Below are 25448 nucleotides of genomic sequence, written 5' to 3' on the forward strand. Positions count from 1 at the left end.
GCCTCCTTACCGAGTCATGTTGATGCCGGAAGCCTTCTGCTCCAGCATGCGTTTGGCCAAATCGACGATCACCGCGGCGGCTTCTACCGGCGGCGTGCCGCCCTGGTGGATATTTGAAATACAGGTCCGGTCCGCTTCGACGGTGGTGGCCACGCGCGGCGAATAAACGGCGTAACAGGAGAGGCTTTCCGACTGCCCCAGCCCCGGACGTTCGCCCACCAGCAGGATCACCACTTTCGCGCCGAGGATTTCGCCAATCTGATCTTCAATTTTGACCCGCCCGTAGCGGACGAAGAACGGCGTACCGACCTTCAGCCCGGCCTGCTTCAGCCCCGACAGCAGCGGCGGCAGGATCTCTTCATAGTTGACGGTGATCGCGTCGGTAGAGAGGCCATCGGACACCACCACCTGAACGTCAGGATTCGCCACACACTGCGCCTTCAGCGCCTCAATCGCCTCCGGACTCAGCCGACGGCCCATATCCGGGCGCGTCAGGTAGAGGTTTTTGTCGCTAATTTCGGAGCGTACCTCCAGCAATCCCTGGGTTTTCACCCACTCTTCCGGAACCTCTTTCAGCACCGTATCCTTGGAGCGCGAGTGGTCGGCGAGAAAGCGCAGCAGCGCGAGGGTGCGCGGACGCGGGCCGGCGCGGCCGGTACACACGCGCGCCGCGGTGCTGCGCTTCAGTTCGGCCAGCACTTCCGCGCGATGCGGCTGCTGCACGCCAATCCAGCCTTTCGCCTCTGGCGAACCTAAATCCAGCGTGCAGCTCTCCGCCGCCACCTCACACTGGCTGGCGCATTTCGCCACCGTCGCCTCAGGCGCTTGCGTAGTCGTTTGCGGTTGTCCCATTGACGCCATCACGCTACGTACAATTTCTTCAATCTGCTTTTGATCCATCATATGTCATCCCCGCGTCATCAAAAGAACAGTGACGGATCGCCCGCCCGTTTGGTCAGACGACCGTTTGCCATAATGCCCATGGTTTCCAGCCAGCGTTCGAACTCCGGCGACGGCCGTAAATTCAGCAGCTGACGGACGGTGGCGGTATCGTGAAACGCGGTGGTCTGATAGTTGAGCATGATGTCGTCGCCGAGCGGCATGCCCATGATGTAGTTGCAGCCGGCGGTGGCGAGCAGAATCATCAGGTTTTCATTGAGGTTCTGGTCGGCGTCGGCATGGTTGGTGTAGCAGCAGTCGCAGCCCATCGAGATGCCGCTCAGCTTGCCCATAAAGTGGTCTTCCAGACCGGCGCGAATAATCTGCCGATCGTTATAGAGATATTCCGGCCCGATAAAGCCCACCACGGTATTGACGAGGAACGGATCGTAGTGCCGCGCCAGGCCGTAGTTACGCGCCTCCATCGTCACCTGATCGGCGCCGAAGTTGGCACCAGCCGACAGCGCCGAGCCCTGCCCGGTTTCAAAGTACAGGCAGTTCTCCCCGGCGATACGGTTGAACTCGGCGCCGACCGCCCGCGCCTCATCGAGCATCGCCAGCTCCACGCCAAACTCTTTTAGCCCCTTTTCGCTGCCGCAGATGCTCTGGAAGATCAGGCCGCCCGGGGCGCCGCGGCGGATCGCTTCAATCTGGGTGGTGACGTGCGCCAGCACGCAGCCCTGGGTGGGGATATTGAATTTATCGATAACGCCATAGACGGTATCGAGGACGCGGGTCAGGTTCTCCACGTCATCGGTCACCGGGTTGACGCCGATCACCGCATCGCCCGCACCGAAAGAGAGCCCTTCGTAGATTTGCGCGGCAATGCTCTGCACGTCATCGCGGGTATCGTTCGGCTGCAGGCGGCAGCTAAAGGTGCCCGGCAGGCCGATGGTGGTGTTGGCTTTTTTAATCACCGGCATTTTCTTCGCGCCGTAGATCAGGTCGGCGTTGGAACAGACCTTCGCCACCGCCGCCACCACTTCTGAGGTCAGCCCTTTGCGCACAAACGCAATATCGTCGCTGGTGACTTCATCGTTGAGTACGTATTCGCGCAGGTCGCTGATGGTCCAGTTTTTAATCCGCTGATAGGCGGTTTCGTTGACGTCGTCCTGGATCAGGCGCGTCACGCAATCCTCTTCATACGGAATCACCGGGTTGTTACGAATATCGGCGACCGTCATATCGGAGAGCACCTGCTTCGCCGCCACGCGCTGCTGCGAACTTTCCGCCGCCACGCCCGCCAGCACATCCCCCGAACGCAATTCGTTGGCTTTAGCCAGCACCTCTTTTACATCCTTAAACTGATAAACATTGCCGAACAATGTGGTCTTTAGTTTCATAAGTCGTTCCCTCAGGAAGGAAATGCGAGTGATTTCACCGTCACCGGCACAACCGATCCGCCAAAAAGAGGCGTACCAATGTCGATATAGTCCCCCGCCCGGACGCTCACCTCATCGATGACCGCCAGCGGGAGTTGTTGTAATTGCGGGCGCAGCAGCATGCCCAGCGCTTTGCCAAAGTCCTGTTCCGCCACCACCAGCAGTGGATGCGGGTTGGGAAAGCGCGCGACAAAAGCCAGTAGCGCGTCAATCACCACCAGCAGGGTGGCGTAGCGCACCGGTAGCGATGCGGGAAGCGCCAGCACGTAAGCATCCGTTTTAGGATCCAGATCGAGCTGCATCAGCGCCTGCTGCCAGGCGCTCAGCAGATCGGCGTCATCAAGCGGGATCGCCACCGGCAGGTTGCGCAGCGGTAGCTGAACCCCCTCCAGCCAGATGGTGCTACCAGAGAGCGAAAGCGTGTGCGCGCCGGCGCCAATCACCGTGGCGCGCACGGTTTGCGCCGGGAACTGCACGTTCATCTCACGCAGGCGCGGATGCTCGTGCAGCGCCGTGGCCAGCAGCGGTCCAATGTCAGAAAAACAGAACGGGTCGGCGGGCTGGTGGCGATAGCACTCGCCCACTCCACCGGAAAGGGTAATCACCTCAGGCTTAACGCCTGCGGGCAGCAGGCCGGTTTGCATCAGCCGTTGCGCCAGCGGGGAGAGCGCGCCGTCGATGACTTCGACGATCAGCTCCGCCATCCGCCGCGCCACCTGGGTAAGCTGCCCGGCGCTCAGCGAGCGGGCGCAGGTTCCGGGGCCGAAAACCGCATCGGCAATCATCTGTCCAGGCTGATGCGCGTGGACCACGCGCCCCTGGCCGTCGGTCTCCAGCAGGCGACCGCCGACGTTGAGGCAGGCGGTGCCGCTGACTTTGCCGGCGTCAAACAGGGCATAGTTTGACGTGCCGCCGCCGATATCGATGTTGAGAACCCGGCACAGGCGCTGTGCCGACAGGGCTTGCGCCCCGGCGCCGTGACCGGCAATCACCGACTCCAGGTGCGGCCCGGCGCTGGCCACCACGAAATCGCCCAGCGACTGCGAGAGCGCCATCACCGCCGGCCTGGCGTTACGGGTTTTCGCGCTTTCGCCGGTAATAATGATCGCCCCGGAATCCACCGATTCGGGGGCAATGCCGGCGGCCTGATACTGCGCCAGAATCAGCGTCTTGAGTTCGGCCTCCTTCAGACCGCCCTGCTTATCGACAGGCGTGAAGAAGACCGGGCTTTGCCAGCTAATTTCGCGTTTGATGAATTCGTAGCGCGGCACCTGCGACACCGCAGCACGGTTAACCAGCTCAAGGCGGGAGAAGATCACCTGAGTGGTGGTGGTGCCGATATCGATACCTACGCTCAGCAGCTGGCGAGTTTTCACGATTGCGCCTCCGCTTCGGTTTTCGCTGCCGCGGGTACGTTTTCATCTTTTGGCACCAGCAGCATCGCCACGCCGATAGCGGTGACGCCGCCGATCAGCTTGCCGACGATCATCGGGAAGATCATGGCGTTCATGTTAGCGGCGGCGAAGCCCAGGTGGTCGCCCAGCGCGAATGCGGCGGAGACGGAGAACGCGCAGTTGATCACTTTGCCGCGGGTATCCATCTGCTTCATCATGCCGAACATCGGGATGTTGTTAGCCAGCGTCGCCACCATCCCGCCAGCGGCCATATTATTGATTTTCAGCAGATTACCGACGCGCATCAGCGGCTTTTCAAACCAGCGGGTCAGCAACAACACCATCGGGTAAGCGCCGAGCAGCACGCAAGAGATCGAACCAATAACTTCGATAGCGCGCATCACCTCGCCGGGCTGGTCGCCGGGAGCCATAAAGATCGGGTCAAGCCCTGGGATCAGATCCCAGCCAAGCAGGAACTTGATGACCGCCGCCGCCAGGCCGATGGTGATCAGCGCCACCAGAAATTTGGCGAAGATCTGGAAGCCGTTGATCATTTTTTCCGGAATAAACTTCAGCCCCAGCGCGACCAGCACCGCGACGATAAGCACCGGGATCATATTCATCAGGATCAGCGCGAAGGTGAACTCTACCGGCTGTCCGTTAATCTCCACGCCGGAGTACATGGCCACCAGACCGCCGGCGATACAGCCGATCGGAATCGTGACGATCCCGGCCAGCACGCCCAGCGCCAGGTAGCGGCGATCGGAGGGTTCGATGATGCCGAGCGCGACCGGAATGGAGAACACCAGCGTCGGCCCCATCATCGCCCCGAGGATCAGGCCGGAATAGAGCCACGCCGCCACGTCACCGCCCGCCAGCTCTTTGGCGAGGAAGAAGCCGCCCATATCGCAGGCCAGCAGCGTTCCGGCGAACATCGACGGGTTGGCGCCGAGCATTTCATACAGCGGAATAATCACCGGACCGAGCAGGTGCGCCAGTACCGGCGCCAGCGCGGTCATCCCGACCATCGCCAGGCCCAGCGCGCCCATCGCCATAAAGCCCTCTTCGAACTGGCCGCCGGATCCCTCGATGCTTTTGCCAAACTTGCCGAGAAAGCGCGCCGAACCGCCAAACTGCGACAGGATCCTGTCCACGGCGGCAATCAGCATAAAGAACATCATGATGTACATGATGATTTCGTTAATTCCCATAGCCTTTACTCCCTGTCATTTAAGATTTGTATTAACACTCTGCGGTCTTCCCCCGGGGGCGGCGCAAAGCGCCTTGCCCGGGCTACCGGTTCAGCGCGGCTTGCCAGGCTTGTAGCCCGGACAGATGCGCAGCATCGCCTCCGGGAAAATTCGCCGGTGTTAAGGCCGCATTAGTGCGCCGCCGCGTACAGATCGATAATCTGCTCCCGGGTGGCGGTGCGTGGATTGGCGCGCAGACAAATGTCTTCCTGCGCCGCCTGCGCCCATGCGCTGAAATGTTCGGGCTTCGCCCCGGCATCAGAGAGTCGTTTGCTCAGGCCGACTTCAGCGATCAGCGCCTCAACGGCGGCGATTGCCTCGTGGTCATCGGTTTTTTTAGCGATGAGCGCCCGGCCGATTTGCCTGAACCGCTCGCGGCATACCATGCGGTTAAACGCCATCACCGTTGGCAGCAGCATGGCGTTAGCCTGCCCGTGTGGAATATGCAGCGCCGCGCCGGGCTGATGCGCCATCGCATGGCATAAGCCCAGACCGGCGCTGGAAAAAGCCATTCCCGCCATGCAGGAAGCCAGCAGCATACTTTCGCGGGCGGCGAGGTCGTGGCCGTAGCCCACGGATTTCGGCAGCGCCTGGCCGATCATCGCTATCGCGCCAAGCGCCAGACTATCGGTGAAGGGCGTCGCGTTGAGCGCGCTGTACGCCTCAACGGCGTGGGTCAGCGCGTCTATCCCGGTCATCGCCGTCACCTGGGGCGGAACGCCTTCGGTCAGGGCGGCGTCGAGAATCGCCACGTCCGGCATGAGCGAGGCGTGGGCCAGCACCTGCTTGCGCCCGCTGACCGCATCGATGATCACCGTCACGTTGGTGGTTTCTGAGCCGGTTCCGGCGGTGGTCGGCACCGCAATCAGCGGCAGACGCGGGCGCAGTACGCTGCTTTCCGTCATCTCACTTAGCGTCTGCTCTGGGTTGGTGACCAACAGCGCCACCGCTTTCGCCGCGTCCAGCACCGAACCGCCGCCAAAGGCCACCACGCCGTCGCACTTCGCTTCGCGCAGCTGCGCCACTGCCGCGCAGACGTCGGTAACGCACGGCTCCCCTGGCGGACAGGGCCAGACGGTCATGGCCACGCCTTTCACCGCCAGGCTGCGCGCAAGCCCCGCGGTCAGTCCCGCCTGATGCAGGAAGCTGTCGACCATCACAAACAGATGGTTTACGCCTCGCGCTTGCGCTTCCTGGCCACAGGCGCTGAGCGCGCCGAGGCCGCACAGCGTCACCGGCGGCACGCTGAAGGTTTTCACCCGCTGCAAATTCAGGGTGTCGAATGCCTGAAAGAGCGCCGTCTGCAGTTCAGCTTGCATTGATTCCCTCCGCTTTCTCTCTCCCGCTGCTGGCTATCGCCAGCGGGGTCATAAACAGGCTGTGCTGCGGTAAATGCACCTGTAATTCCGGGAAGCGCTTACGAAACAGCGCATCCACGCCCGGCTGCATGCAGGAGCCGCCCGCCAGCCACAAATCGGCTATTCCCTGACCGTCAATATGACGAGCGACGATCTCCGCCATCTTTTCGTACACCGGCTTCACCACCGGCCAAATCTCCTGCGCGTTGCTGCGCTTGTACTGCTCCGCCTCTTCCAGCGGGATGCGGCGGTTACCGGCAAGGGTCAGGGAGATATGGTGGCCGCCGGTCGCTTCATCGGCGGAGTAGGTCACCTTGCCGCGCTTCACGATGGCGATCCCGGTGGTGCCGCCGCCGATATCCACCACGCCGGCGTTATCGAGCTGCAGCAGGTCCGCCACCGCGGTCGGTTCATCGAGTACGTGACTCACCTCTAACCCTGCGGACTCCAGCACGTTGATCGAAATACGCGGGTCGGTGCCCGGCGGAAATGAGGTCGCCGCATGAGTGAAGCGGCAGCCAAGCTGCCGTTCCAGCGCGTCGAGATGGCGGCGCACGATGGTGACGGCGCCGAAGAAATCCCAGACGATGCCGTCGCGCACCACGTCCGCCCAGTCGAGGCACACCGCAACCGGCAGCCTGTCGCCGTCGACCACCATCGACACCACATCGCAGGTGCCTAAATCCACGCCCAGCCACAGCGGCGAACCGCTGAGCGCAGGCGTCTGGTTACACAGGGCCGCCGCTTTTTGCAGCCGGGGCGTGAGCCAACGTTGTTCGTCGTGTGCCATCGGTCATCCCTTATACAATTCGGAAGGCGTCTACCAGCACGCAGCGGCGCAGGCGGACAAAGGTGCGCGCGCTGGTCACCCCCTCCCCGGTTGGCGTGGTGATGGTCATGGTGGTCCAGCCCTCCCCGCCCAGGCCGAGTCCGGCGATGCACGGCCCGTTTTTGACGAAAATGCTGGTATCAATGGCGTTCGCCATCTGGTTCATGTTGTCGATATTGCGCGAGTGCATCGCCGCCGTATGGTGGCAGCCGCCTTCCAGCTGAACCGCCAGCGCGATGGCTTCGTCGACGTTGGCCACCCGTACCACCGGGAGCACCGGCATCATCAGTTCAGTGACGGCAAACGGATGGCTGGCCGGGGTTTCAACGAACAGCAGACGCGTCTGCGGCGGAACGTTCAGGCCGATGGCTGCGGCAATCTTGCCGGCGTCGCGGCCAACCCAGTCGCGGCTGACGGTGCCTTTGCCGCGCTCGTCGATATTTTTGAGCAGCACCGGCTGAAGCTGCTCGGCCTGAGCGGCGGTGAGCTTCACCGCCTGCTGGCCTTCCATCAGGCGCATCAATTCGTCGGCAACGCTATCGACCACAATCAGCACCTTTTCGTCGGCGCAGATGATGTTGTTATCAAACGAGGCGCCTTTGACGATGGACTGCGCGGCGCGCGCCAGGTCGGCGGTTTCGTCGACCACCACCGGCGGGTTACCGGCCCCGGCGGCGATCAGACGTTTATTGGTATGTTTTCGCGCGGACTCCACCACCGCTTCGCCGCCGGTGACCACCAGCAGACCAATGCCGGGGTACTTAAACAGCCGCTGGGCCGTTTCAATATCCGGGTTCGCCACGGTGACCAGCAGATTGGCCGGGCCGCCCGCGGCAATCACCGCCTGGTTGAGCAGCATAATCGCCCGCTGAGAGACCTTTTTCGCCGCCGGATGCGGGGCGAACACCACGCTGTTGCCCGCGGCAATCAGGCTGATGGCGTTATTAATCACCGTCGCCACCGGGTTGGTGGATGGGGTGACCGAGGCCACCACGCCCCACGGCGCGTTTTCAATCAGCGTCAGGCCGTTATCGCCGGTCAGCACCTGCGGAGAGAGGCACTCCACGCCCGGCGTACCACGCGCCTGCGCCACGTTTTTGGCAAATTTATCCTCCACCCGGCCCATGCCGGTTTCGCTCACCGCCAGCTCCGCTAATTCCCTGGCGTATTTTTCGCCCGCCTCGCGAATGGCGTGAATCGCCAGCTGACGCATCGCCACGCTTTTCAGCCCCTGCTGAGCCACTTTTGCTGCCGCGACGGCGTCATCAAGGGAGGCGAAGACGCCCATTTCATGAACGGTGCTGTCCGGCTTGCTGCTGTCCGTCATTTTCAGCAGTACCGCTTTCACCACCTGTTCAATATCCTGTTGATTCATGATGTTCAGTCCTATTTATGGAAAATCACCTGACCGCCGGCCACCGCTTCATCGACGATACCGATGACGCACAAATCGACAGGAGACGCCTCGCTGCGGTGCGCCTGTCGCGCCGAGCTGCCGCTCACCAGCAGTACCCATTCCCCGGCCCCCGCGCCGATGCTATCGGTGGCGACGGCGCACTGCCCGTCAGGCTTCCCTGCGGCATCAATCATCTCCACCATCAGCAGCTTGTCGTGCGCCAGCCCCTGATGGCGGACGGTGCAGACAATGTGTCCCGTGACGACTGCCAGTTTCATACCCGCCTCCCTGGATTACGTGGTGAGTCGTAGGCCTGATAAGCGCAGCGCCATCAGGCAATAGCGCGCGTTAATGCCGGATAGCGGCGCTTGCGCGGCTTATCCGGCCGTGAGTCAAATGTTGCTGTCGCCTTTGAAACTGATGGGGAACACCTCTTCCAGATCGCCATGCGGGCGCGGAATAACGTGCACTGAGACCAGCTCGCCAATGCGCTGCGCCGCCGCGGCACCCGCATCCGTCGCCGCTTTGCACGCCGCCACATCGCCGCGCACCATCGCGGTCACCAGACCGCCGCCAATCTGCTTGACGCCAACCAGCTTCACGCGCGCGGCTTTTACCATCGCGTCAGAGGCCTCAATCAGCGCAACCAGGCCCCGGGTTTCAATCATTCCTAATGCTTCCATTGTGTTTTCCTCTCATGGGGTCCAGAACGGGACCGTTTATACAACCCGTGTTTGCGAGCGGTTTACCCGGCTCGCGTCAGTCTGGCGCGGCACTGCTGCCACCAACGCCAGTTCGATAATTTCCTGCACGCTACAGCCTCGGGAGAGGTCGTGAAGCGGCGCGGCAAGTCCCTGAATCAGCGGCCCGACCGCGCGGTAGCCGCCCAGGCGCTGGGCGATTTTGTAGCCAATGTTGCCCGCCTCCAGCGAGGGAAAAACCATCACGTTGGCCCGGCCCTGTAGCGGACTGGCGGGCGCTTTTTGCGCGGCGACCTCCGGAACGAAGGCGGCGTCAAACTGCAGTTCGCCATCAACCATCAGCTGCGGGGCGCGCTGGCGTACGATCCCGGTGGCCTGCTGTACGTTGGCGACGTTGGGATGACGGGCGCTGCCGTTGCTGGAAAACGACAGCATCGCCACGCGCGGCTCTTCGCCGGTGATGGCCTGCCATGTTTCCGCGCTGGCGATGGCGATATCCGCCAGCTGCGCCGCCGTCGGCTGCGGCACCACGCTGCAGTCGGCGAACCCTAATGCCGGTCCGGCGTACTGCGGAAGCATCAGAAAAATCGACGACAGCGTTTTGCAGCCAGGCTGAAGGCCAATAATGCGTAATCCGGCACGCAGCACGTTCGCCGTCGAGGAGAGATTGCCGGCAATACACACGTCGGCCTGACCGGCGCCGACCATGGCGGCGGCGAACATCAGCGGGTCGTTGAGTTTTTCCTCGGCGTCCGGCGGCGTTTTTTCCCCGGCGCGGTCCAGCCAGCGCCGGGCAAACGCTGCGCGTATTTGCCGGTTGCTGAGCGGGTCGACGATCTGCATACCGTCCATCGGCAGGCGATGGTTGAGGGCGAACTGGCGCAGGGCAAAAGGGCTGGCGATCAAAATCGGCTTTGCCAGCCCCTGCTGCTGGAGATAGTGCGCCGCTTTGAGGACGCGAATATCCAGCGCGTCCGCAAACACCACCCGGGCGGGTGAACGCAAAGCGAGCTGACGGGCGCGTTCAATAATCATTGCTCCCCTCCCAGACGCTGTTGGATTTGGCTGACGGTCAGCGGATGTTTCGCCACGCTTAAAATCATCATCACGTAGACGGTGCTGGAGAGGCGGTTCAGCGCCTGCAGAAGGTCCGGGCGCAATACCTCAAAACTGCGGGTAATAAAGACCTGCGCGGCGACCGTTTCCGTTTCACGAATTTTACAGCGCAGCAGATTGAGCAGCGCGGCATCGCGGCCGTGGCTGGCTTCCGGCACCAGATGATCGTGGTCGAGATAGCGCAGCGGCTGGTGGGAAAGCCGGTGCAGCGCATCCTCGTTCAGCCCGACGATGGACTGCGCCGCCAGCGGTTCATCCAGGGCGTCGGCGCGCATAATGTTGCCGAGGCGCGAGCGGATATCCGCCAGCCACGGCTGCCAGGGCTCCGCCAGTTCGATTTGCAGCCAGACTGCCAGGGCGATAGTGGCGTCGAGGGCGGCGCGAAAGCCCAGCCGCGGGTCGCTTTTGGCGACCATTTTTTCCGCCGTCAGGTGGGTCAGGGTGTCCGGCTTTTTCTTCACCGCCTGGCGGCACAGTTCGCAACAGGCCTGCGGGTGCGTGTCGCTGCTGGTCAAACCGTGTACCGGCTGCGGCTGCTGCGCGTCGTCATCAACGAACAGGCTGCCCTGCTCGTCGATAAACTTGATGCGCAGACGGCGGCTTTCCAGCAGCTCCCGGGCCGATGGCGTCAGGCGGGCGTCGGCGGGCAGATGAATTTCTGCCCCTTCGCTGAGCGTATGATTCGCTCTGAGCCAGGCTTCGGTGATGAAATCTTTCATAGCGATTGCCAGTTCGCAGGCCAGGCGACGTACAGGAAGCGCACCGTCGACGGCGTGCCGAATTCAATGCTGGAGCCTTTCGGGATAAACATCACGTCCCCGGCTTTGGCCACCATGGTTTCGCCTTCATGGCGCACGTGGAGTTCGCCCTCCAGCACCATATCGACCTCGTCATAGTTCAGCGTCCACGGGAAAAAGGCGTTTTCCCACTGCATAAACCCGGCGGCCATGCTGCTGCCGTCCTGCTCGGTAATTAAATCCGTCAGGCCGACCCGGTGCGGCTCCGCGCCGTCGAAGCGGCCGAACTTCACGCTGCCGCCGTCAATAACCTTCACGCCGCCTTTACCGGTAACCGCCTTAAAGCTGGGCTGCATCGCGTCCATCCCCAGCGACTGCTTCTCCTTCATCACTTTTTCCATTAGCTGCGCCACCAGGCTTTCGGTAAACTGCCCTTCCGGCAGCTGCGCGATAATGGTTTCGCGAATGCGCTGGCTTTCGGTTTTATCCTCTGCCGCCGGTGCCGCCGGCTCTGGCGCAGATTCATCGCACTCCCGGATGGCGACGCCCAGCAGCTCCGCGACTTCGCGGGCTTCCGGGGTGATGATGCTGGCGCGCAGCACAACCGATATTTCCGCTTCGCCTCGTGCGTGGGCCGCACGAATATCGTTAGCTGTGATAAGTTTCTTCACCTGCCCCTTCCTCCTTTTGGCTGAGCTCACTCAGGTAATTCACCAGATGCTTTACGCTTTGCGGATCGTGACCGTTGAGTTCGAAAATCGGTTCCTGAAACCCCATCTCGTAGAGCAGTTGCCGCACCGCGGCGACGTCGGCGTCCGGCACGTCCGTTTTGCTAATCGCGGCGATGTGTCGTTTATTCGCGCCAATATCCAGTAGCCCAGCGGGTAAGCGACTTTCGGTATCGTTGGCCGCGTGGACATAAATCAGCGTATCGACATCCTGCAACGTGGTAATTAATGCGTGGTACCAGCGCGGATGGCTGAAATATTCTCCCGGGGTGTCGATATCGCCTTCTTCATTAAATTCCACGGCCTGCGTTTTTCTCGCGAGGGAATAATTTCCCTGCAGCGCATTAAATAGCGTTGTTTTTCCCGCGCCCACCGTACCGACAAATGCAATACGTTTCATCGCCGCACCTAATTAGCTTTTGGTTAACTCGCAGAGGGTATAATTTAATAATCGACCGAGCCCGCTTACCGTCTGTAGCAGCGCCTCTTCTACCGCGCCGACCGAGCCGTAGATCACCAGCGCGCCGCTAAACCGGTCGAGAAAACCGATATGCACATCGGCGGCCTTCATCGCTAAATCACCGGCGATCATCGCGGTTTCTCCAGGGGTTAAGGTCATAATGCCGATAGCGCCAGATTCGGGAACGCCGATCTTTTTCGCCAGTTCTGCCCCCGGATGCGCGATCAGATGCGCCAGCGTCACCTGCTTACCGGGTACAAATTCCTGAATGATGCGTTCTTTATCCATGGCTCACCGCTCCGCTAAAACTTGCGCTTATCGTGACAAGTTTCCGCGGGAGTAAATAACAAAATTCGGCAAGTTGATTTGAAAGGTGAGATAGATCACTTATAAACAGAAATAAAAAAGCGCGGGAGAATTCCCGCGCCTGAAATAATTAAATGAAAATTACAGTGGCTGAGTTTGCGCTTCGACAACGGCCAGCGCGACCATATTTACGATACGCCGTACCGAAGCAATTGGCGTCAGAATATGCACCGGCTTCGCGACGCCCATCAGCACCGGTCCGACGGTGACGCCTTCGGAGCTGGAGACGCGAAGTAAGTTGTAACTAATACGCGCCGCTTCCATATTCGGCATCACCAGAATATTAGCCGAGCCTTTCAGCGGGCTATCCGGCATCCGCTCATTACGAATGCTTTCCACCAGCGCGGCATCACCGTGCATTTCGCCATCGATCATCAGCTCCGGCGCCTGCGCCTTCACCAGCTCCAGCGCCTGGCGCATTTTGCTGGCGGACGGGCAGTCCGAGGAGCCAAAGTTCGAGTGCGACAGCAGCGCCACCCGCGGTTCAATACCGAAACGACGAACGGTTTCCGCCGCCATCAGGGTGATTTCGGCAATTTGCTCCGGCGACGGATCGTGATTGACATAGGTGTCGGCGATAAAGGTGTTGCCGCTCGGCAGCAGCAGCGCGTTCATCGCCCCGGCCGCATGAACCCCTTCGCGGTAGCCGAACAGCGGCTGTATGACGCTGTAATGCTCGTGATAGTCACCGATGGTGCCGCAGATCATCGCATCGGCTTCGCCGCGCTGCACCATGATCGCGCCGATCACCGTGGTATTGCTGATCACCGCCCGCTGCGCCTGCTCCTGAGTGATCCCGCGGCGCTTCATCAGGCTGTAATATTCGTTCCAGTACTCTTTAAAGCGCGGATCGGATTCGTTATTCACGATCTCAAAGTCAACTCCGGCTTTAATCTGCAGCCCTAGCTTCTGGATTCGCATCTCAATGACGCCCGGGCGACCGATTAAAATCGGTTTCGCCAGCCCAAGAGAGACCAGTTCCTGGGTCGCGTGCAGGACGCGGGAATCTTCCCCTTCCGCCAGCACTACCCGCTTCGGCTCTTTACGCGCCTGGGAGAAAATCGGCTTCATAAACAGGTTCGTTTTGTAGACGAACTCGCTGAGCTTCTCGATGTAGGCGTCAAAATCGGCGATCGGGCGGGTCGCCACGCCGGAGTCCATCGCCGCTTTCGCCACTGCCGGGGCGATCTTAACGATCAGCCGCGGGTCGAACGGTTTCGGAATGATATATTCCGCGCCGAAGCTCAGGTCCTGATCGCCGTAGGCGGAGGCCACCACTTCGCTCTGTTCGGCGTGCGCCAGCTCGGCAATCGCGTGTACTGCCGCCAGCTTCATCTCTTCGTTAATCGCCGTTGCGCCGACGTCCAGCGCCCCGCGGAAGATGAACGGGAAGCACAGAACGTTGTTTACCTGGTTCGGATAGTCAGAACGTCCGGTACAGATAATGGCGTCGGAGCGTACCTCTTTCGCCAGCGGCGGCAGAATCTCCGGCTCCGGGTTGGCCAGCGCCAGAATCATCGGCGCGCGGGCCATTTTTTTCACCATCTCCGGAGTCAGCACTTTTGGGCCTGAGCAGCCAAGGAAAATGTCCGCCCCGTCAATCACGTCATCCAGCGTGCGTTTGCCGCTGTCTTCTACCGCATAGGCCGCCTTCGTCTCCGCCATATTCGGCTCACGGCCCTTATAGATAACGCCTTTCGAGTCGCAGACCACGATGTTGTGTTTCTGCATTCCCAGCGCCACCAGCAGGTTCATACAGGCGATCGCCGCCGCGCCCGCGCCGGAGACCACCATCCGCACGTCGGAAATGTTTTTCTCCACCACCCGCAGCCCGTTGAGAATCGCCGCGGTACTGATAATCGCCGTCCCGTGCTGATCGTCATGGAAGACCGGAATATTCATGCGCTCGCGCAGCTTTTGCTCGATGTAGAAGCACTCCGGCGCTTTGATATCTTCGAGGTTGATACCGCCGAAGGTCGGCTCCAGCGCCGCAACGACGTTGATAAATTTGTCCGGGTCCAGCTCATCGACTTCAATATCGAACACATCGATGCCGGCGAACTTTTTAAACAGAACACCTTTGCCTTCCATCACCGGCTTACCGGCCAGCGCGCCGATATTGCCCAGCCCCAGTACGGCCGTGCCGTTGGAGACCACCGCGACGAGGTTGCCGCGCGCGGTATATTTATAGGCTGCCAGCGGGTCCTTCTCGATTTCCAGACAGGGCGCGGCGACGCCCGGCGAGTAGGCCAGGGCCAGATCGCGTTGGGTAGCCAGCGGTTTTGTCGGGGAGACCTGGATTTTTCCGGGGACCGGGAATTCGTGGAAATCAAGGGCGCTTTGTTTTAACTGCTCATCCATTTTATCGTTCCTTTCACGTATCGATCGTAGGGGGTGAAGCGTAATGGCCTACCTGGTGTTCACCCTAAAGGGTCACCTAGTATCTCGCCTGACGGCTTCGTAAACTTTGAACACCGCCAAACTCTCGCCATAACAAAGTTATATTTGTTATCGATTTATAATGTTTATGTAACTTAGTTTCAGAAGCAATGATAGCCCCGTCTGCTATGCTTTTTAGTTATGCAACTCATCATCCTCTCTATCCTAAACCAATAAAAACTCATACAACCTATTGTTTCAGGAGCACATTATGTCCCGTAGAGAACTCGCTAACGCCATCCGCGCCCTGAGTATGGATGCAGTCCAGAAAGCCAACTCCGGCCACCCCGGCGCGCCGATGGGCATGGCCGATATCGCAGAGGTGCTGTGGAACGATTTCCTTAAGCACAATCCTGAAAACCCGCAATGGTACGATCGCGACCGCTTTATTCTCTCCAACGGCCACGCGTCGATGCTGCTCTACAGCCTGCTGCATCTGACGGGCTATGATTTGCCCATCGAAGAGATAAAAAACTTCCGTCAGCTGCATTCCAAAACGCCGGGCCACCCGGAAATCGGCTATACCCCGGGGGTTGAAACCACCACCGGGCCGCTGGGGCAAGGGCTGGCGAACGCGGTGGGGCTGGCTATCGCCGAGCGCACGCTGGCGGCGCAGTTTAATCAGCCAGACCATGAGATCGTCGACCACTTTACCTACGTGTTTATGGGCGATGGTTGTCTGATGGAGGGGATTTCTCACGAAGTCTGCTCTCTGGCGGGTACGCTAGGACTGGGCAAGCTGATCGGCTTCTACGACCACAACGGCATTTCCATTGATGGCGAAACCAAAGGCTGGTTTACCGATGACACGGCAAAACGCTTTGAGGCCTATCACTGGCATGTGGTGCATGAAATTGACGGCCACGATCCCGAAGCCGTGAAGAAAGCGATTCTGGAAGCCCAGAGCGTGAAGGACAAACCCTCGCTAATTATCTGCCGTACGGTGATAGGCTTTGGTTCACCGAATAAAGCCGGCAAAGAAGAGGCTCACGGCGCCGCGCTGGGAGAACAGGAAGTAGCGCTGGCGCGCCAGCAGCTGGGCTGGCATCACCCGGCGTTTGAGATCCCAAAAGAGATTTACCGGGCCTGGGACGCGCGTGAAAAGGGACAAAAAGCGCAGAAAAGCTGGGAGGAGAAGTTTGCCGCCTATCAGCAGGCCCATCCTCAGCTGGCAGCGGAGTTTACGCGGCGTATGAGCGGCGGACTGCCTGAGTCGTGGGATGAAACGACGCGGAAATATATCGCTGAACTGCAGGCCAATCCGGCGAAAATCGCCACTCGTAAGGCTTCGCAAAATGCCCTCGATGCCTACGGCCCACATCTACCGGAACTGTTGGGCGGCTCCGCGGATCTCGCGCCGAGTAACCTGACCATCTGGAAAGGTTCGACTTCGCTGAAAGACGATCCGGCGGGTAACTATATTCACTACGGCGTACGTGAATTCGGGATGACGGCCATCGCCAACGGCATCGCCCACCACGGCGGGTTTGTACCTTATACCGCCACCTTCCTGATGTTCGTCGAATATGCCCGCAACGCGGCGCGGATGGCGGCGCTGATGAAAGCGCGGCAAATAATGGTCTATACCCACGACTCCATCGGTCTCGGCGAAGACGGCCCGACGCACCAGGCGGTAGAACAGCTGGCCAGCCTGCGCCTGACGCCAAACTTCAGCACCTGGCGACCGTGCGATCAGGTCGAGGCCGCGGTGGCGTGGAAACTGGCGGTAGAGCGTCATAGCGGGCCGACGGCGCTGATCCTCTCCCGGCAAAATCTGACCCAGATGGCTCGCACGCCGGAGCAGGTACAGAATATCGCCCGCGGCGGCTACGTACTGAAGGACGCCGGCGGCAAGCCGGACCTGATCCTGATAGCCACCGGTTCAGAGGTCGAGATCACCGTTCTGGCCGCGGAGAAGCTGCTGGCCAAAGGGGTGAACGTGCGCGTAGTCTCCCTGCCATCGACCGACGTGTTTGATGCCCAGGATGAAGCCTATCGGGAGTCCGTGCTGCCATCGGACGTCAGCGCCCGCGTCGCCGTGGAGGCCGGGATCGCCGACTACTGGTATAAATATGTGGGACTAAAAGGAAAAATTGTCGGCATGACCGGCTACGGTGAATCGGCCCCGGCCGATAAGCTCTTCCCTTACTTCGGCTTTACCGTTGAGCATATCGTCAGCGTAGGGGACGAGGTACAGAACGGGTAACCCATAGCGTGGGCCAGGCGTCTGGCCCCTGCCAGTTATCACACTGCGGCTGCTGCGCGTAGCGTACCAGGCTAAAGCGCTGGCCGTCATAGCGCCAGCGCGTTTGCGTCCCGCAGTCGCCGGGCGCGCGCCCTTTATCCAGCGTCACCAGCTCCTGGCGTCGATCGTCGTAGCGGGCGTTCACCAGCTCGACGTCACGCGGCACATCGCCGGGCGGCTGGAAAGGCAGCGTAAGCCGTAGCGGATGAGCAATATACGGTTGCTGACGCGACACCAGCCAGGCCAGCCAAATCGTGTTGTAGGCGCCCGCTTCGCAGCTGGTCATCAGCAAAACCTTATCGTCGGTTAGCGCGGCAACCCGCACCTCGCGGCGAAACGGATCCAGCGAACAGGCGCTGCTGTTCATGCGCTCGTTGCCGTAATCCATTAAATCGTTAAGTTCATCGCGGCTGAGGGGCGATTGCGCGACGTCGATTCTCGCTACCGACCGCAGCGCCGGCGCAGGCGGAACGCTGAGCGGCGGCTCTTCCCCCTTCCCCACCCACGCGGTTTCGCTCCCCACGCGCTTCTGCCGGTTATCGATAAACAGCAGAGCGGCTTTCAGCCCCTGTAGAGAGATACTCTGTAGGCCATTTTCAAGCGTCATCGTCTGCGCGTCCTGCACCTGCTGCAGGAAAGCATCAATGGTGACGCTATCGTCGGTTTTAAGCAGTTTGTCGGCGATCTGCCAATGTTTATCGCCCAGGGACAGGGGTTTACCATCGAGGCGAAGGCGCGGCGCAATGGGCGCCAGCGCCGCGACCGGGTTGCCCACGCCGCCGAGCTCAATACGCAGGCTGGCGCTGGTGGCCGCCCCGGCGCTGCGGGTGAGGGTCATGACCAGGCCGTGATGCAGCCCGACGTTGCGGGCCACGCAGAAGTTCTGATTGTTGCAGGTTACCTGCCAGTCATTGAAGAGCTGTTGCGCCGGCGCCGCCCGCACCAGCGACGTCGGCAGTAAACCGAAAAGCAGAAATAAAATAACCCGATGCAACATGAGCGGCACAACCCCGGAAAAAACGCCATACACAGCGGCTATGTTCACCAGCGGCGAGGTTTTACTCAATCGGATTTATCAGAGATCCCCGTTCATCAGCCCGGAGGTTTGCAAATACTGCAGCAGGATCACCGCTTTGCCATCGCGGATCTCCCCGTTCGCCATCATCTCCAGCGCCCGATGATAAGGGAGCTCCAGCACCTCAATATCTTCATCATCAACGCCGCCGCCATCGTTGGCCCGCTGAGTATCGTCATATTCGGCAATAAAGAAATAGATAAGCTCGGTGACGCCGCCGGGCGACATAAACAGTTCAAACAGTTTGCGCACTTCACCGACTTCGAAGCCGGTCTCTTCAATGGCTTCTTTACGCACGCACTCCTCCGGCTCGTCGCTGTCCAGCAGCCCGGCGCAGGTTTCGATCAGCATCCCGTCTTCGTTGCCGTTTATCCAGGTCGCGATGCGGAACTGGCGAACCAGCACGACGGTCTGCTTATGGCGGTTATACAGCAAGATGGTAGCGCCGTTGCCGCGATCGTAGACTTCGCGTCTATGGCGAACCACGCTGCCGTCGCTGCGCGTCAGTTCATAGGTCATGTTGCGCAGAACGAACCAGTTTTCGGAGAGGATTTTATCTTTGATAACGTTGATATTGAGTGACATACGGGCCCCACAGCGTGAAATAACGATATCATACTACGCTGCGGAACCCGCTTTGTCGTCAGTGAAGCGGAATCGATTTAACGCCGAGGAAATCCATGATCCCCTGCGCCGCGTGGCGGCCTTCCGCCATGGCGGTCACCACCAGATCGGCGCCGCGCACCGCATCGCCGCCGGCAAACACTTTACGATGGGTGGTCTGATAGCGATAGCGGCTTTCCACATTGGCTTTAATCCGCCCGCGGCTGTCGAGCTTAACGCCGACGGATTCCAGCCACGGCATACCGTGCGGATGGAAACCGAAGGCCATGATCACCGCGTCGGCGGGCATGACAAACTCGCTTCCGGGGATCGGCGACGGGCTGCGGCGCCCCTGAGCATCAGGCGTGCCCAGCCGGGTGCGCAGAAAGCGTACGCCGTTGACGTGCCCCTCTTCGTTCAGCTCCAGGGTCACCGGTTGGACGTTAAATTCAAACTGCGCCCCCTCTTCGCGCGCGTTTTTCACCTCTTTCTTCGAACCGGGCATGTTGGCTTCATCGCGACGATAGGCGCAGGTCACCTGCTTCGCGCCGTGGCGCAGCGCGGTGCGCACGCAGTCCATCGCCGTATCGCCGCCGCCGAGCACCACGACGTTCAGCCCTTCGGTGTTGACGTAAGGCTCTTCCGGCAGCTCCAGCAGCCCCATCACCTGTTTGGTGTTAGCGATCAGGAACGGCAGCGCGTCATATACGCCGGGCGCGTCTTCATTCGGCAGATCCGCTTTCATCGAGCGATAGGTTCCGGCGCCAATAAATACCGCGTCATAGTCATCAAGCAGCGTCGTCAGCGGGATATCTTTGCCTATCTCACAGTTCAGCTCAAAGCGCACGCCCATCTGGGTAAAGATTTCCCGCCGCCGGGCCAGCAGAGATTTATCCAGCTTAAAGGCCGGAATACCAAAGGTCAGCAGGCCGCCGATTTCCGGATGGCGGTCAAAGACCACCGGACTCACGCCATTGCGCACCAGCCGGTCGGCGCAGGCAAGCCCGGCAGGACCCGCGCCGATAATCGCCACCCGCTTGCCGCTTTCAACGACCTGAGAAAGATCCGGCCGCCAGCCGTTGGCCAGCGCCTGGTCGGAGATATAGCGTTCAATATTGCCGATGGTCACCGAACCATGCTCATCGCGCAGCGTGCAGGCTCCTTCGCACAGGCGATCCTGCGGGCAGACGCGGCCGGTAATTTCCGGCAGGCAGTTAGTCTGGTGAGAGAGCTCAACGGCGGCGGAGATATCCCCTTCTTTTACGCGCTCGATCCACTGGGGGATGTGGTTATGCAGCGGGCAGGTCCATTCACAAATGCTGTGCTCGCCGCACTTCAGGCAGCGTTCCGCCTCGCGGTTGGCCTGACCAGCGCTGAATGGCAGATAAATTTCGTCAAAGTTCGCCTTACGGGTCTCGGCGGATAGCTTGTCGGGCTCGCCGCGCGGCGGCGTCGCCTCCATCTGCGCGACTTTTCCGGCGGAACACGCCAATACCGCCGCGCCGGGATGACCCAGACGCGCCGCGCGCTGACGCCGCTGCTTCGCCAGATTCAGCAGCGTGCTGTCCGTCGCCAGCTGCAGCGCCTCGGCCGGACAGTTTTGCACGCAGGCGGGCCCCTCTTCGCGACCATCGCACAAATCGCATTTATGCGCCGTCGCTTTGACTCTGCCCTCCTCTACCGGCGTCAGGACGATCTGCATCACGCCAAACGGGCAGGCAACCATACAGGATTTACAGCCGATACATTTCTCCTGATTCACCAGGACGCTGTCGTTAAACTGGCTGATAGAGCCATTCGGACAACTGCGGGCGCACGGTGCCCCTTCACAATGGTGACAGGTTACGGCGTTACGTTTTTGCTCGCGCTTGATAACCGTAATACGCGGCAGAAAACGCTGCGGGGTCAATACATGCTGCTCATCGTTATGCGCCATGACGCAGGCAACCTCACAAGCCTTGCATCCGATGCATTTATGACTATCGCTTAAAATAAAGTGGTTCATGACATCCTTCAGTCTTCGTGGTGAATAACCCCTCAATTCGCATGACTATCTATTACCCGACAAAACGGTGCCGGAACAATGTGCATTTGCACAGGTTGCCGATTTTTTGGTAATAACCCGAGGTGGATCAATTTTTTTGACTTAAATGAAATTACGTTTTATTTAGCTAAGTAATAATGGTCACGTTTGCGGCGGCGCGCAGAGAAGCAGGCGCTGATAGAGATAGAAGGAGAGTTCTTTACGCTGCCATAAAAGGCACACGATAAATTACACTATCTCCTTATTTTCTCCACGATTGCCTGAGGGCTTGCCGCTAGAGTGTCACAGGCTGTGCAATAACAAAAAAATGTGCAAAATGAGGTCCTAATTCTGATGGCGAATTTTTTTATCGATCGCCCCATTTTTGCGTGGGTTCTGGCAATCCTTTTATGCCTGACCGGTACCCTCGCAATTTTGTCGCTTCCCGTTGAGCAATATCCTGAACTTGCCCCACCCAACGTGCGGATCACAGCAAACTATCCCGGCGCTTCGGCACAGACGCTGGAAAATACCGTCACTCAGGTTATCGAGCAGAATATGACCGGCCTCGACAACCTGATGTATATGTCATCCCAGAGCAGCGGCACCGGACAGGCCACCGTGACGCTGAGCTTTACCGCCGGAACCGACCCGGATGAAGCCGTCCAGCAGGTGCAGAACCAGCTGCAATCGGCGATGCGTAAGCTCCCACAGGCCGTCCAGAACCAGGGCGTAACGGTACGCAAAACCGGGGATACCAATATCCTGACGATCGCCTTCGTCTCCACCGACGGCAGCATGGATAAACAGGATATCGCCGACTACGTCGCCAGTAATATTCAGGACCCGCTCAGCCGGGTGAATGGCGTCGGCGACATTGACGCTTATGGTTCCCAGTATTCGATGCGCATCTGGCTCGATCCGGCCAAGCTCAACAGCTTTCAAATGACGGCAAAAGACGTCACCGATGCCATCTCTTCGCAGAACGCGCAGATCGCCGTCGGCCAGTTGGGCGGCACGCCATCGGTGGACAAACAGGCGCTCAACGCGACGATTAATTCACAATCGCTGTTACAAACGCCGGAACAGTTCCGTGATATTACCCTGCGGGTTAATCAGGACGGTTCGGAGGTCACCCTCGGTGACGTCGCCACCGTCGAGATGGGAGCGGAAAAATACGATTACCTCAGCCGCTACAACCGCCAGGCGGCGTCCGGGCTGGGGGTTAAGCTGGCCTCTGGCGCAAACGAAATGGCGACCGCCGAACGCGTGATCGACCGCCTGAACGAACTCTCCCAGTACTTCCCGCACGGCCTGGAATATAAAGTCGCTTACGAAACTACCTCATTTGTGAAGGCATCGATTACCGACGTGGTGAAAACGCTGCTTGAGGCCATCGCGCTGGTGTTCCTCGTGATGTATCTGTTCCTGCAAAATTTCCGCGCCACGCTGATCCCGACCATCGCCGTTCCGGTAGTGCTGATGGGGACCTTTGCCGTCCTCTACGCCTGCGGCTACAGCATTAACACTTTAACCATGTTCGCGGTGGTGCTGGCGATAGGCCTGCTGGTGGACGATGCCATCGTAGTGGTGGAGAACGTCGAGCGTATCATGAGCGAGGAGGGCCTCTCGCCGCGGGAAGCGACGCGAAAATCCATGGGTCAGATCCAGGGCGCGCTGGTCGGTATCGCCATGGTGCTATCGGCGGTATTTGTGCCGATGGCCTTCTTCGGCGGCACCACCGGCGCGATCTACCGCCAGTTCTCGATTACCATTGTCTCGGCGATGGTGCTGTCGGTTCTGGTGGCGATGATCCTGACGCCAGCGCTGTGCGCCACGCTGTTAAAACCGGTTCACAAAGGCGAAACCCACGGACAGCGGGGCTTCTTCGGCTGGTTTAACCGCACCTTTAACCGTAACGCCAGCCGCTACGAAACCGCGGTCGGCAAAATTCTTCATCGTTCGCTACGCTGGATAATGATCTACGTCCTGCTGCTGGGCGGAATGGTCTTTCTGTTTCTGCATCTGCCTACGTCGTTCCTGCCGCTGGAAGACCGCGGCATGTTTACCACCTCGGTGCAGTTGCCAAGCGGTTCGACCCAGCAGCAAACCCTGAAGGTGGTGCAGCAGGCGGAAGACTACTTCCTGAACAATGAGAAGCAAAATGTTGAATCGGTGTTCGCGACCATCGGTTCCGGCCCCGGCGGCAACGGCCAGAACGTGGCGCGTATGTTCGTACGCCTGAAAGACTGGGACCAACGCGATCCCACCACCGGCTCCTCTTTCGCCATCATCGAACGCGCAACCAAAGCGTTTAACAAAATTAAAGAAGCCCGCGTCTTTGCCAGCAGCCCGCCGGCCATCAGCGGTCTGGGCAGCTCCGCCGGTTTCGATATGGAACTGGAGGATCACGCGGGCAACGGGCACGAAGCGCTGATGGCCGCCCGCGATACCCTGCTGGAGCTGGCCGCTAAAAATAACCAGCTCACCCGCGTGCGCCACAACGGCCTCGACGACAGCCCGCAGCTGCAGGTGGATATCGATCAGCGTAAAGCGCAGGCGCTGGGCGTCTCTATTGACGATATCAACGACACGCTGCAGACCGCGTGGGGATCAAGCTACGTCAACGATTTTATGGACCGCGGCCGCGTGAAGAAGGTCTACGTTCAGGCGGCGGCGCCGTATCGCATGCTGCCGGACGATATCAATCTGTGGTACGTACGCAACAGCAGCGGCACGATGGTGCCCTTCTCCGCCTTCGCCACCTCGCGCTGGGAGACCGGTTCACCGCGTCTGGAGCGCTACAACGGCTACTCGGCGGTAGAAATCGTCGGTGAAGCCGCGCCGGGCGTCAGTACCGGTACCGCCATGACGCTTATGGAGGAGCTGGCCCAGCAGCTGCCGAACGGCTTTGGCCTCGAATGGACGGCGATGTCCTATCAGGAACGCCTCTCCGGGGCGCAGGCGCCAGCGCTTTACGCCATCTCGCTACTGGTGGTGTTCTTGTGCCTGGCGGCGCTGTACGAAAGCTGGTCGGTGCCGTTCTCGGTGATGCTGGTGGTGCCGCTGGGGGTTATCGGCGCGCTGCTGGCGACCTGGATGCGCGGTCTGGAAAACGATGTCTATTTCCAGGTGGGCCTGCTGACGGTAATCGGCCTGTCGGCGAAAAACGCCATTCTGATCGTCGAATTTGCCAATGAACTGAATCAGAAAGGCGAAGATCTGCTTACCGCCACGCTCTCCGCCTGCCGCCAGCGTCTGCGGCCAATCCTGATGACCTCGCTGGCGTTTATCTTCGGCGTACTGCCAATGGCCACCAGTACCGGGGCGGGCTCCGGCAGCCAGCATGCCGTCGGCACCGGGGTAATGGGCGGGATGATCTCCGCCACGGTGCTGGCTATCTTCTTCGTGCCGCTGTTCTTCGTGCTGGTGCGCCGCCGCTTCCCGCTCAAGGAGCGGCCGCAATAATCGGGACGCGCCCTGACGATATTTTCGCCGGGGCCAAATAACAGAAAAGGCGACCGGACAGGTCGCCTTTTTCATGTGGTCGCTTCAACTGCATTATTATTCTGCCTGTGAAATCGCCATGCTTTTATTGCGGAAAACTATTTACGAAGCATGCCTTCGATAAAGTCTTTCCAGTTCCCCAGTTCGTGTTCAATCATAATAGCCTCTCTTATTATTATGGGTGATTTTATGCAAATTCATTGATGGTTAAAAGATGGTTTGCGCTATCGCTCTGATGACTATCATTACCCCCCTGCTGAATACCCCTTTCATTCGTAAGTACTATGAGCCTAATTTGAGCAATTTAATGTGACCAACAGCAACATTTAGCAACATTTGCACATCAGCCTATCGTGCCAGGATCGCCCTGCCGCTAGCAGTAGCCGCCGTTCAGCGCGCAAAAAATGTTCAGAGTGTAAACCTGGATATATATCAGGGGGAAAAAATGATATTTATTAAAACAATTCACGTATTATTTATTGAAGGCTTATATATTCGGAAGAATCTTAGCTAATCATTTAATTCAACGGGAAAGGTTTAATCATGCTCACCATGTACGGGATAAAAAACTGCGACACCATAAAAAAGGCCCGCCGCTGGCTGGAAGCCCAGCAGATAGAATATCGTTTTCATGATTATCGTGTCGACGGTCTGGATCGCAGTTTATTAGATACCTTTATCGCTGAACTCGGCTGGGAAGCGCTGCTTAACACCCGAGGGACAACGTGGCGCAAGCTGGACGAAACGGTCCGCGCCGGTATCAATAACGCCGACGCAGCGGCGAAACTGATGCTGGAAATGCCGGCAATCATTAAACGCCCATTGCTCTGCGCGCCCGGTCAGCCTATGCTGCTGGGTTTCAGTGAATCAAGTTATCAGCAGTTTAACGAGGTGTAGTCT

21 protein-coding genes and 1 pseudogene are annotated in these 25448 nt (G+C 59.5%); 3 read left to right on the top strand and 19 right to left on the bottom strand.

All coding sequences use genetic code 11. From position 1 onward, the window contains the following. Positions 1-6 precede the first annotated feature (6 nt). From eutC to maeB, 15 genes are all read right to left on the bottom strand, one after another. On the bottom strand, positions 7-900 hold the full coding sequence (gene eutC / locus KOSB73_RS22425) for an ethanolamine ammonia-lyase subunit EutC (RefSeq protein WP_098141044.1): 894 nt from the start codon (positions 898-900) through the stop codon (positions 7-9). Between the two features lie 20 nt (positions 901-920). Next, positions 921-2282 carry an ethanolamine ammonia-lyase subunit alpha gene (eutB, locus tag KOSB73_RS22430; protein ID WP_004870740.1) on the bottom strand — a complete coding sequence of 454 codons (1362 nt, stop codon included), beginning with the start codon at positions 2280-2282 and terminating at the stop codon, positions 921-923. A gap of 11 nt (positions 2283-2293) precedes the next feature. Beyond that, the gene (eutA, locus tag KOSB73_RS22435) at positions 2294-3697 is read right to left on the bottom strand and encodes an ethanolamine ammonia-lyase reactivating factor EutA (protein WP_049085972.1); all 1404 of its coding nucleotides are present in this window, start codon (positions 3695-3697) and stop codon (positions 2294-2296) included. Next, a complete protein-coding gene (eutH, locus tag KOSB73_RS22440) occupies positions 3694-4926 on the bottom strand; it encodes an ethanolamine utilization protein EutH (RefSeq protein WP_004123412.1) in 1233 nt (410 codons plus the stop codon). Before eutH ends, eutA begins: the two co-directional genes overlap by 4 nt. Before the next feature lie 170 nt (positions 4927-5096). Then, entirely contained in the window at positions 5097-6284 is a 1188-nt protein-coding gene (gene eutG, locus KOSB73_RS22445; protein WP_064343086.1) for an ethanolamine utilization ethanol dehydrogenase EutG, read from the bottom strand. Continuing rightward, a complete protein-coding gene (gene eutJ / locus KOSB73_RS22450; protein WP_098141010.1) occupies positions 6274-7113 on the bottom strand; it encodes an ethanolamine utilization protein EutJ in 840 nt (279 codons plus the stop codon). Before eutJ ends, eutG begins: the two co-directional genes overlap by 11 nt. 10 nt (positions 7114-7123) lie before the next feature. After that, positions 7124-8527 carry an aldehyde dehydrogenase family protein gene (locus tag KOSB73_RS22455; RefSeq protein WP_098141012.1) on the bottom strand — a complete coding sequence of 468 codons (1404 nt, stop codon included), beginning with the start codon at positions 8525-8527 and terminating at the stop codon, positions 7124-7126. Positions 8528-8538: 11 nt separating this feature from the next. Beyond that, a complete protein-coding gene (eutN, locus tag KOSB73_RS22460) occupies positions 8539-8826 on the bottom strand; it encodes an ethanolamine utilization microcompartment protein EutN (protein ID WP_004123418.1) in 288 nt (95 codons plus the stop codon). Positions 8827-8940: 114 nt separating this feature from the next. Further along, positions 8941-9231 carry an ethanolamine utilization microcompartment protein EutM gene (eutM, locus tag KOSB73_RS22465; RefSeq protein ID WP_000387720.1) on the bottom strand — a complete coding sequence of 97 codons (291 nt, stop codon included), beginning with the start codon at positions 9229-9231 and terminating at the stop codon, positions 8941-8943. Between the two features lie 36 nt (positions 9232-9267). Then, positions 9268-10284, bottom strand: a complete 1017-nt coding sequence (gene pta / locus KOSB73_RS22470) for a phosphate acetyltransferase (RefSeq protein ID WP_024359322.1) — start codon at positions 10282-10284, stop codon at positions 9268-9270. Next, positions 10281-11084: an ethanolamine utilization cob(I)yrinic acid a,c-diamide adenosyltransferase EutT gene (gene eutT / locus KOSB73_RS22475; RefSeq protein ID WP_004136537.1), complete on the bottom strand. Its 804-nt coding sequence runs from the start codon at positions 11082-11084 to the stop codon at positions 10281-10283. The genes pta and eutT overlap by 4 nt, the downstream gene beginning before the upstream one ends. Next, positions 11081-11773, bottom strand: a complete 693-nt coding sequence (gene eutQ / locus KOSB73_RS22480; RefSeq protein WP_024359324.1) for an ethanolamine utilization acetate kinase EutQ — start codon at positions 11771-11773, stop codon at positions 11081-11083. Before eutQ ends, eutT begins: the two co-directional genes overlap by 4 nt. Next, entirely contained in the window at positions 11751-12230 is a 480-nt protein-coding gene (eutP, locus tag KOSB73_RS22485; protein WP_024359325.1) for an ethanolamine utilization acetate kinase EutP, read from the bottom strand. The genes eutQ and eutP overlap by 23 nt, the downstream gene beginning before the upstream one ends. A 12-nt stretch (positions 12231-12242) precedes the next feature. Next, positions 12243-12578 carry an ethanolamine utilization microcompartment protein EutS gene (eutS, locus tag KOSB73_RS22490; RefSeq protein WP_004123425.1) on the bottom strand — a complete coding sequence of 112 codons (336 nt, stop codon included), beginning with the start codon at positions 12576-12578 and terminating at the stop codon, positions 12243-12245. Positions 12579-12737: 159 nt separating this feature from the next. Next, on the bottom strand, positions 12738-15017 hold the full coding sequence (maeB, locus tag KOSB73_RS22495; RefSeq protein ID WP_004136534.1) for an NADP-dependent oxaloacetate-decarboxylating malate dehydrogenase: 2280 nt from the start codon (positions 15015-15017) through the stop codon (positions 12738-12740). A 289-nt stretch (positions 15018-15306) separates the two neighbouring features. Here maeB and tkt point away from each other — a divergent pair, with 289 nt between their 5' ends. Then, a complete protein-coding gene (gene tkt, locus KOSB73_RS22500; protein WP_004136533.1) occupies positions 15307-17301 on the top strand; it encodes a transketolase in 1995 nt (664 codons plus the stop codon). Here tkt and KOSB73_RS22505 read toward each other — a convergent pair. The 3 genes and pseudogenes from KOSB73_RS22505 to aegA form a co-directional block, all read right to left on the bottom strand. Beyond that, positions 17270-18337, bottom strand: a complete 1068-nt coding sequence (locus KOSB73_RS22505; protein ID WP_098067330.1) for a DUF1176 domain-containing protein — start codon at positions 18335-18337, stop codon at positions 17270-17272. The two genes, tkt and KOSB73_RS22505, sit on opposite strands and share 32 nt — an antisense overlap. 65 nt (positions 18338-18402) lie before the next feature. Next, positions 18403-19000: pseudogene (gene nudK, locus KOSB73_RS22510) on the bottom strand (GDP-mannose pyrophosphatase NudK). Positions 19001-19058: 58 nt separating this feature from the next. Then, positions 19059-21023 carry a formate-dependent uric acid utilization protein AegA gene (aegA, locus tag KOSB73_RS22515; protein WP_098141014.1) on the bottom strand — a complete coding sequence of 655 codons (1965 nt, stop codon included), beginning with the start codon at positions 21021-21023 and terminating at the stop codon, positions 19059-19061. 372 nt (positions 21024-21395) lie between these two features. Between aegA and acrD the strand changes: the two genes are divergently transcribed. After that, the gene (gene acrD / locus KOSB73_RS22520) at positions 21396-24509 is read left to right on the top strand and encodes a multidrug efflux RND transporter permease AcrD (RefSeq protein WP_024359328.1); all 3114 of its coding nucleotides are present in this window, start codon (positions 21396-21398) and stop codon (positions 24507-24509) included. Between the two features lie 137 nt (positions 24510-24646). Here acrD and ypfM read toward each other — a convergent pair whose 3' ends face one another. After that, positions 24647-24706, bottom strand: a complete 60-nt coding sequence (gene ypfM / locus KOSB73_RS30500; RefSeq protein WP_100181659.1) for a protein YpfM — start codon at positions 24704-24706, stop codon at positions 24647-24649. A gap of 385 nt (positions 24707-25091) precedes the next feature. On the opposite strand from ypfM, the gene KOSB73_RS22525 reads away from it, so the two are divergent. Next, complete coding sequence (locus KOSB73_RS22525; protein ID WP_004136525.1) at positions 25092-25445, top strand: ArsC family reductase; 354 nt, start codon at positions 25092-25094, stop codon at positions 25443-25445. Positions 25446-25448: the final 3 nt, after the last annotated feature.

This window comes from Klebsiella grimontii (assembly GCF_900200035.1).
In the GTDB taxonomy this organism is placed as follows: Bacteria; Pseudomonadota; Gammaproteobacteria; order Enterobacterales; family Enterobacteriaceae; genus Klebsiella; species Klebsiella grimontii.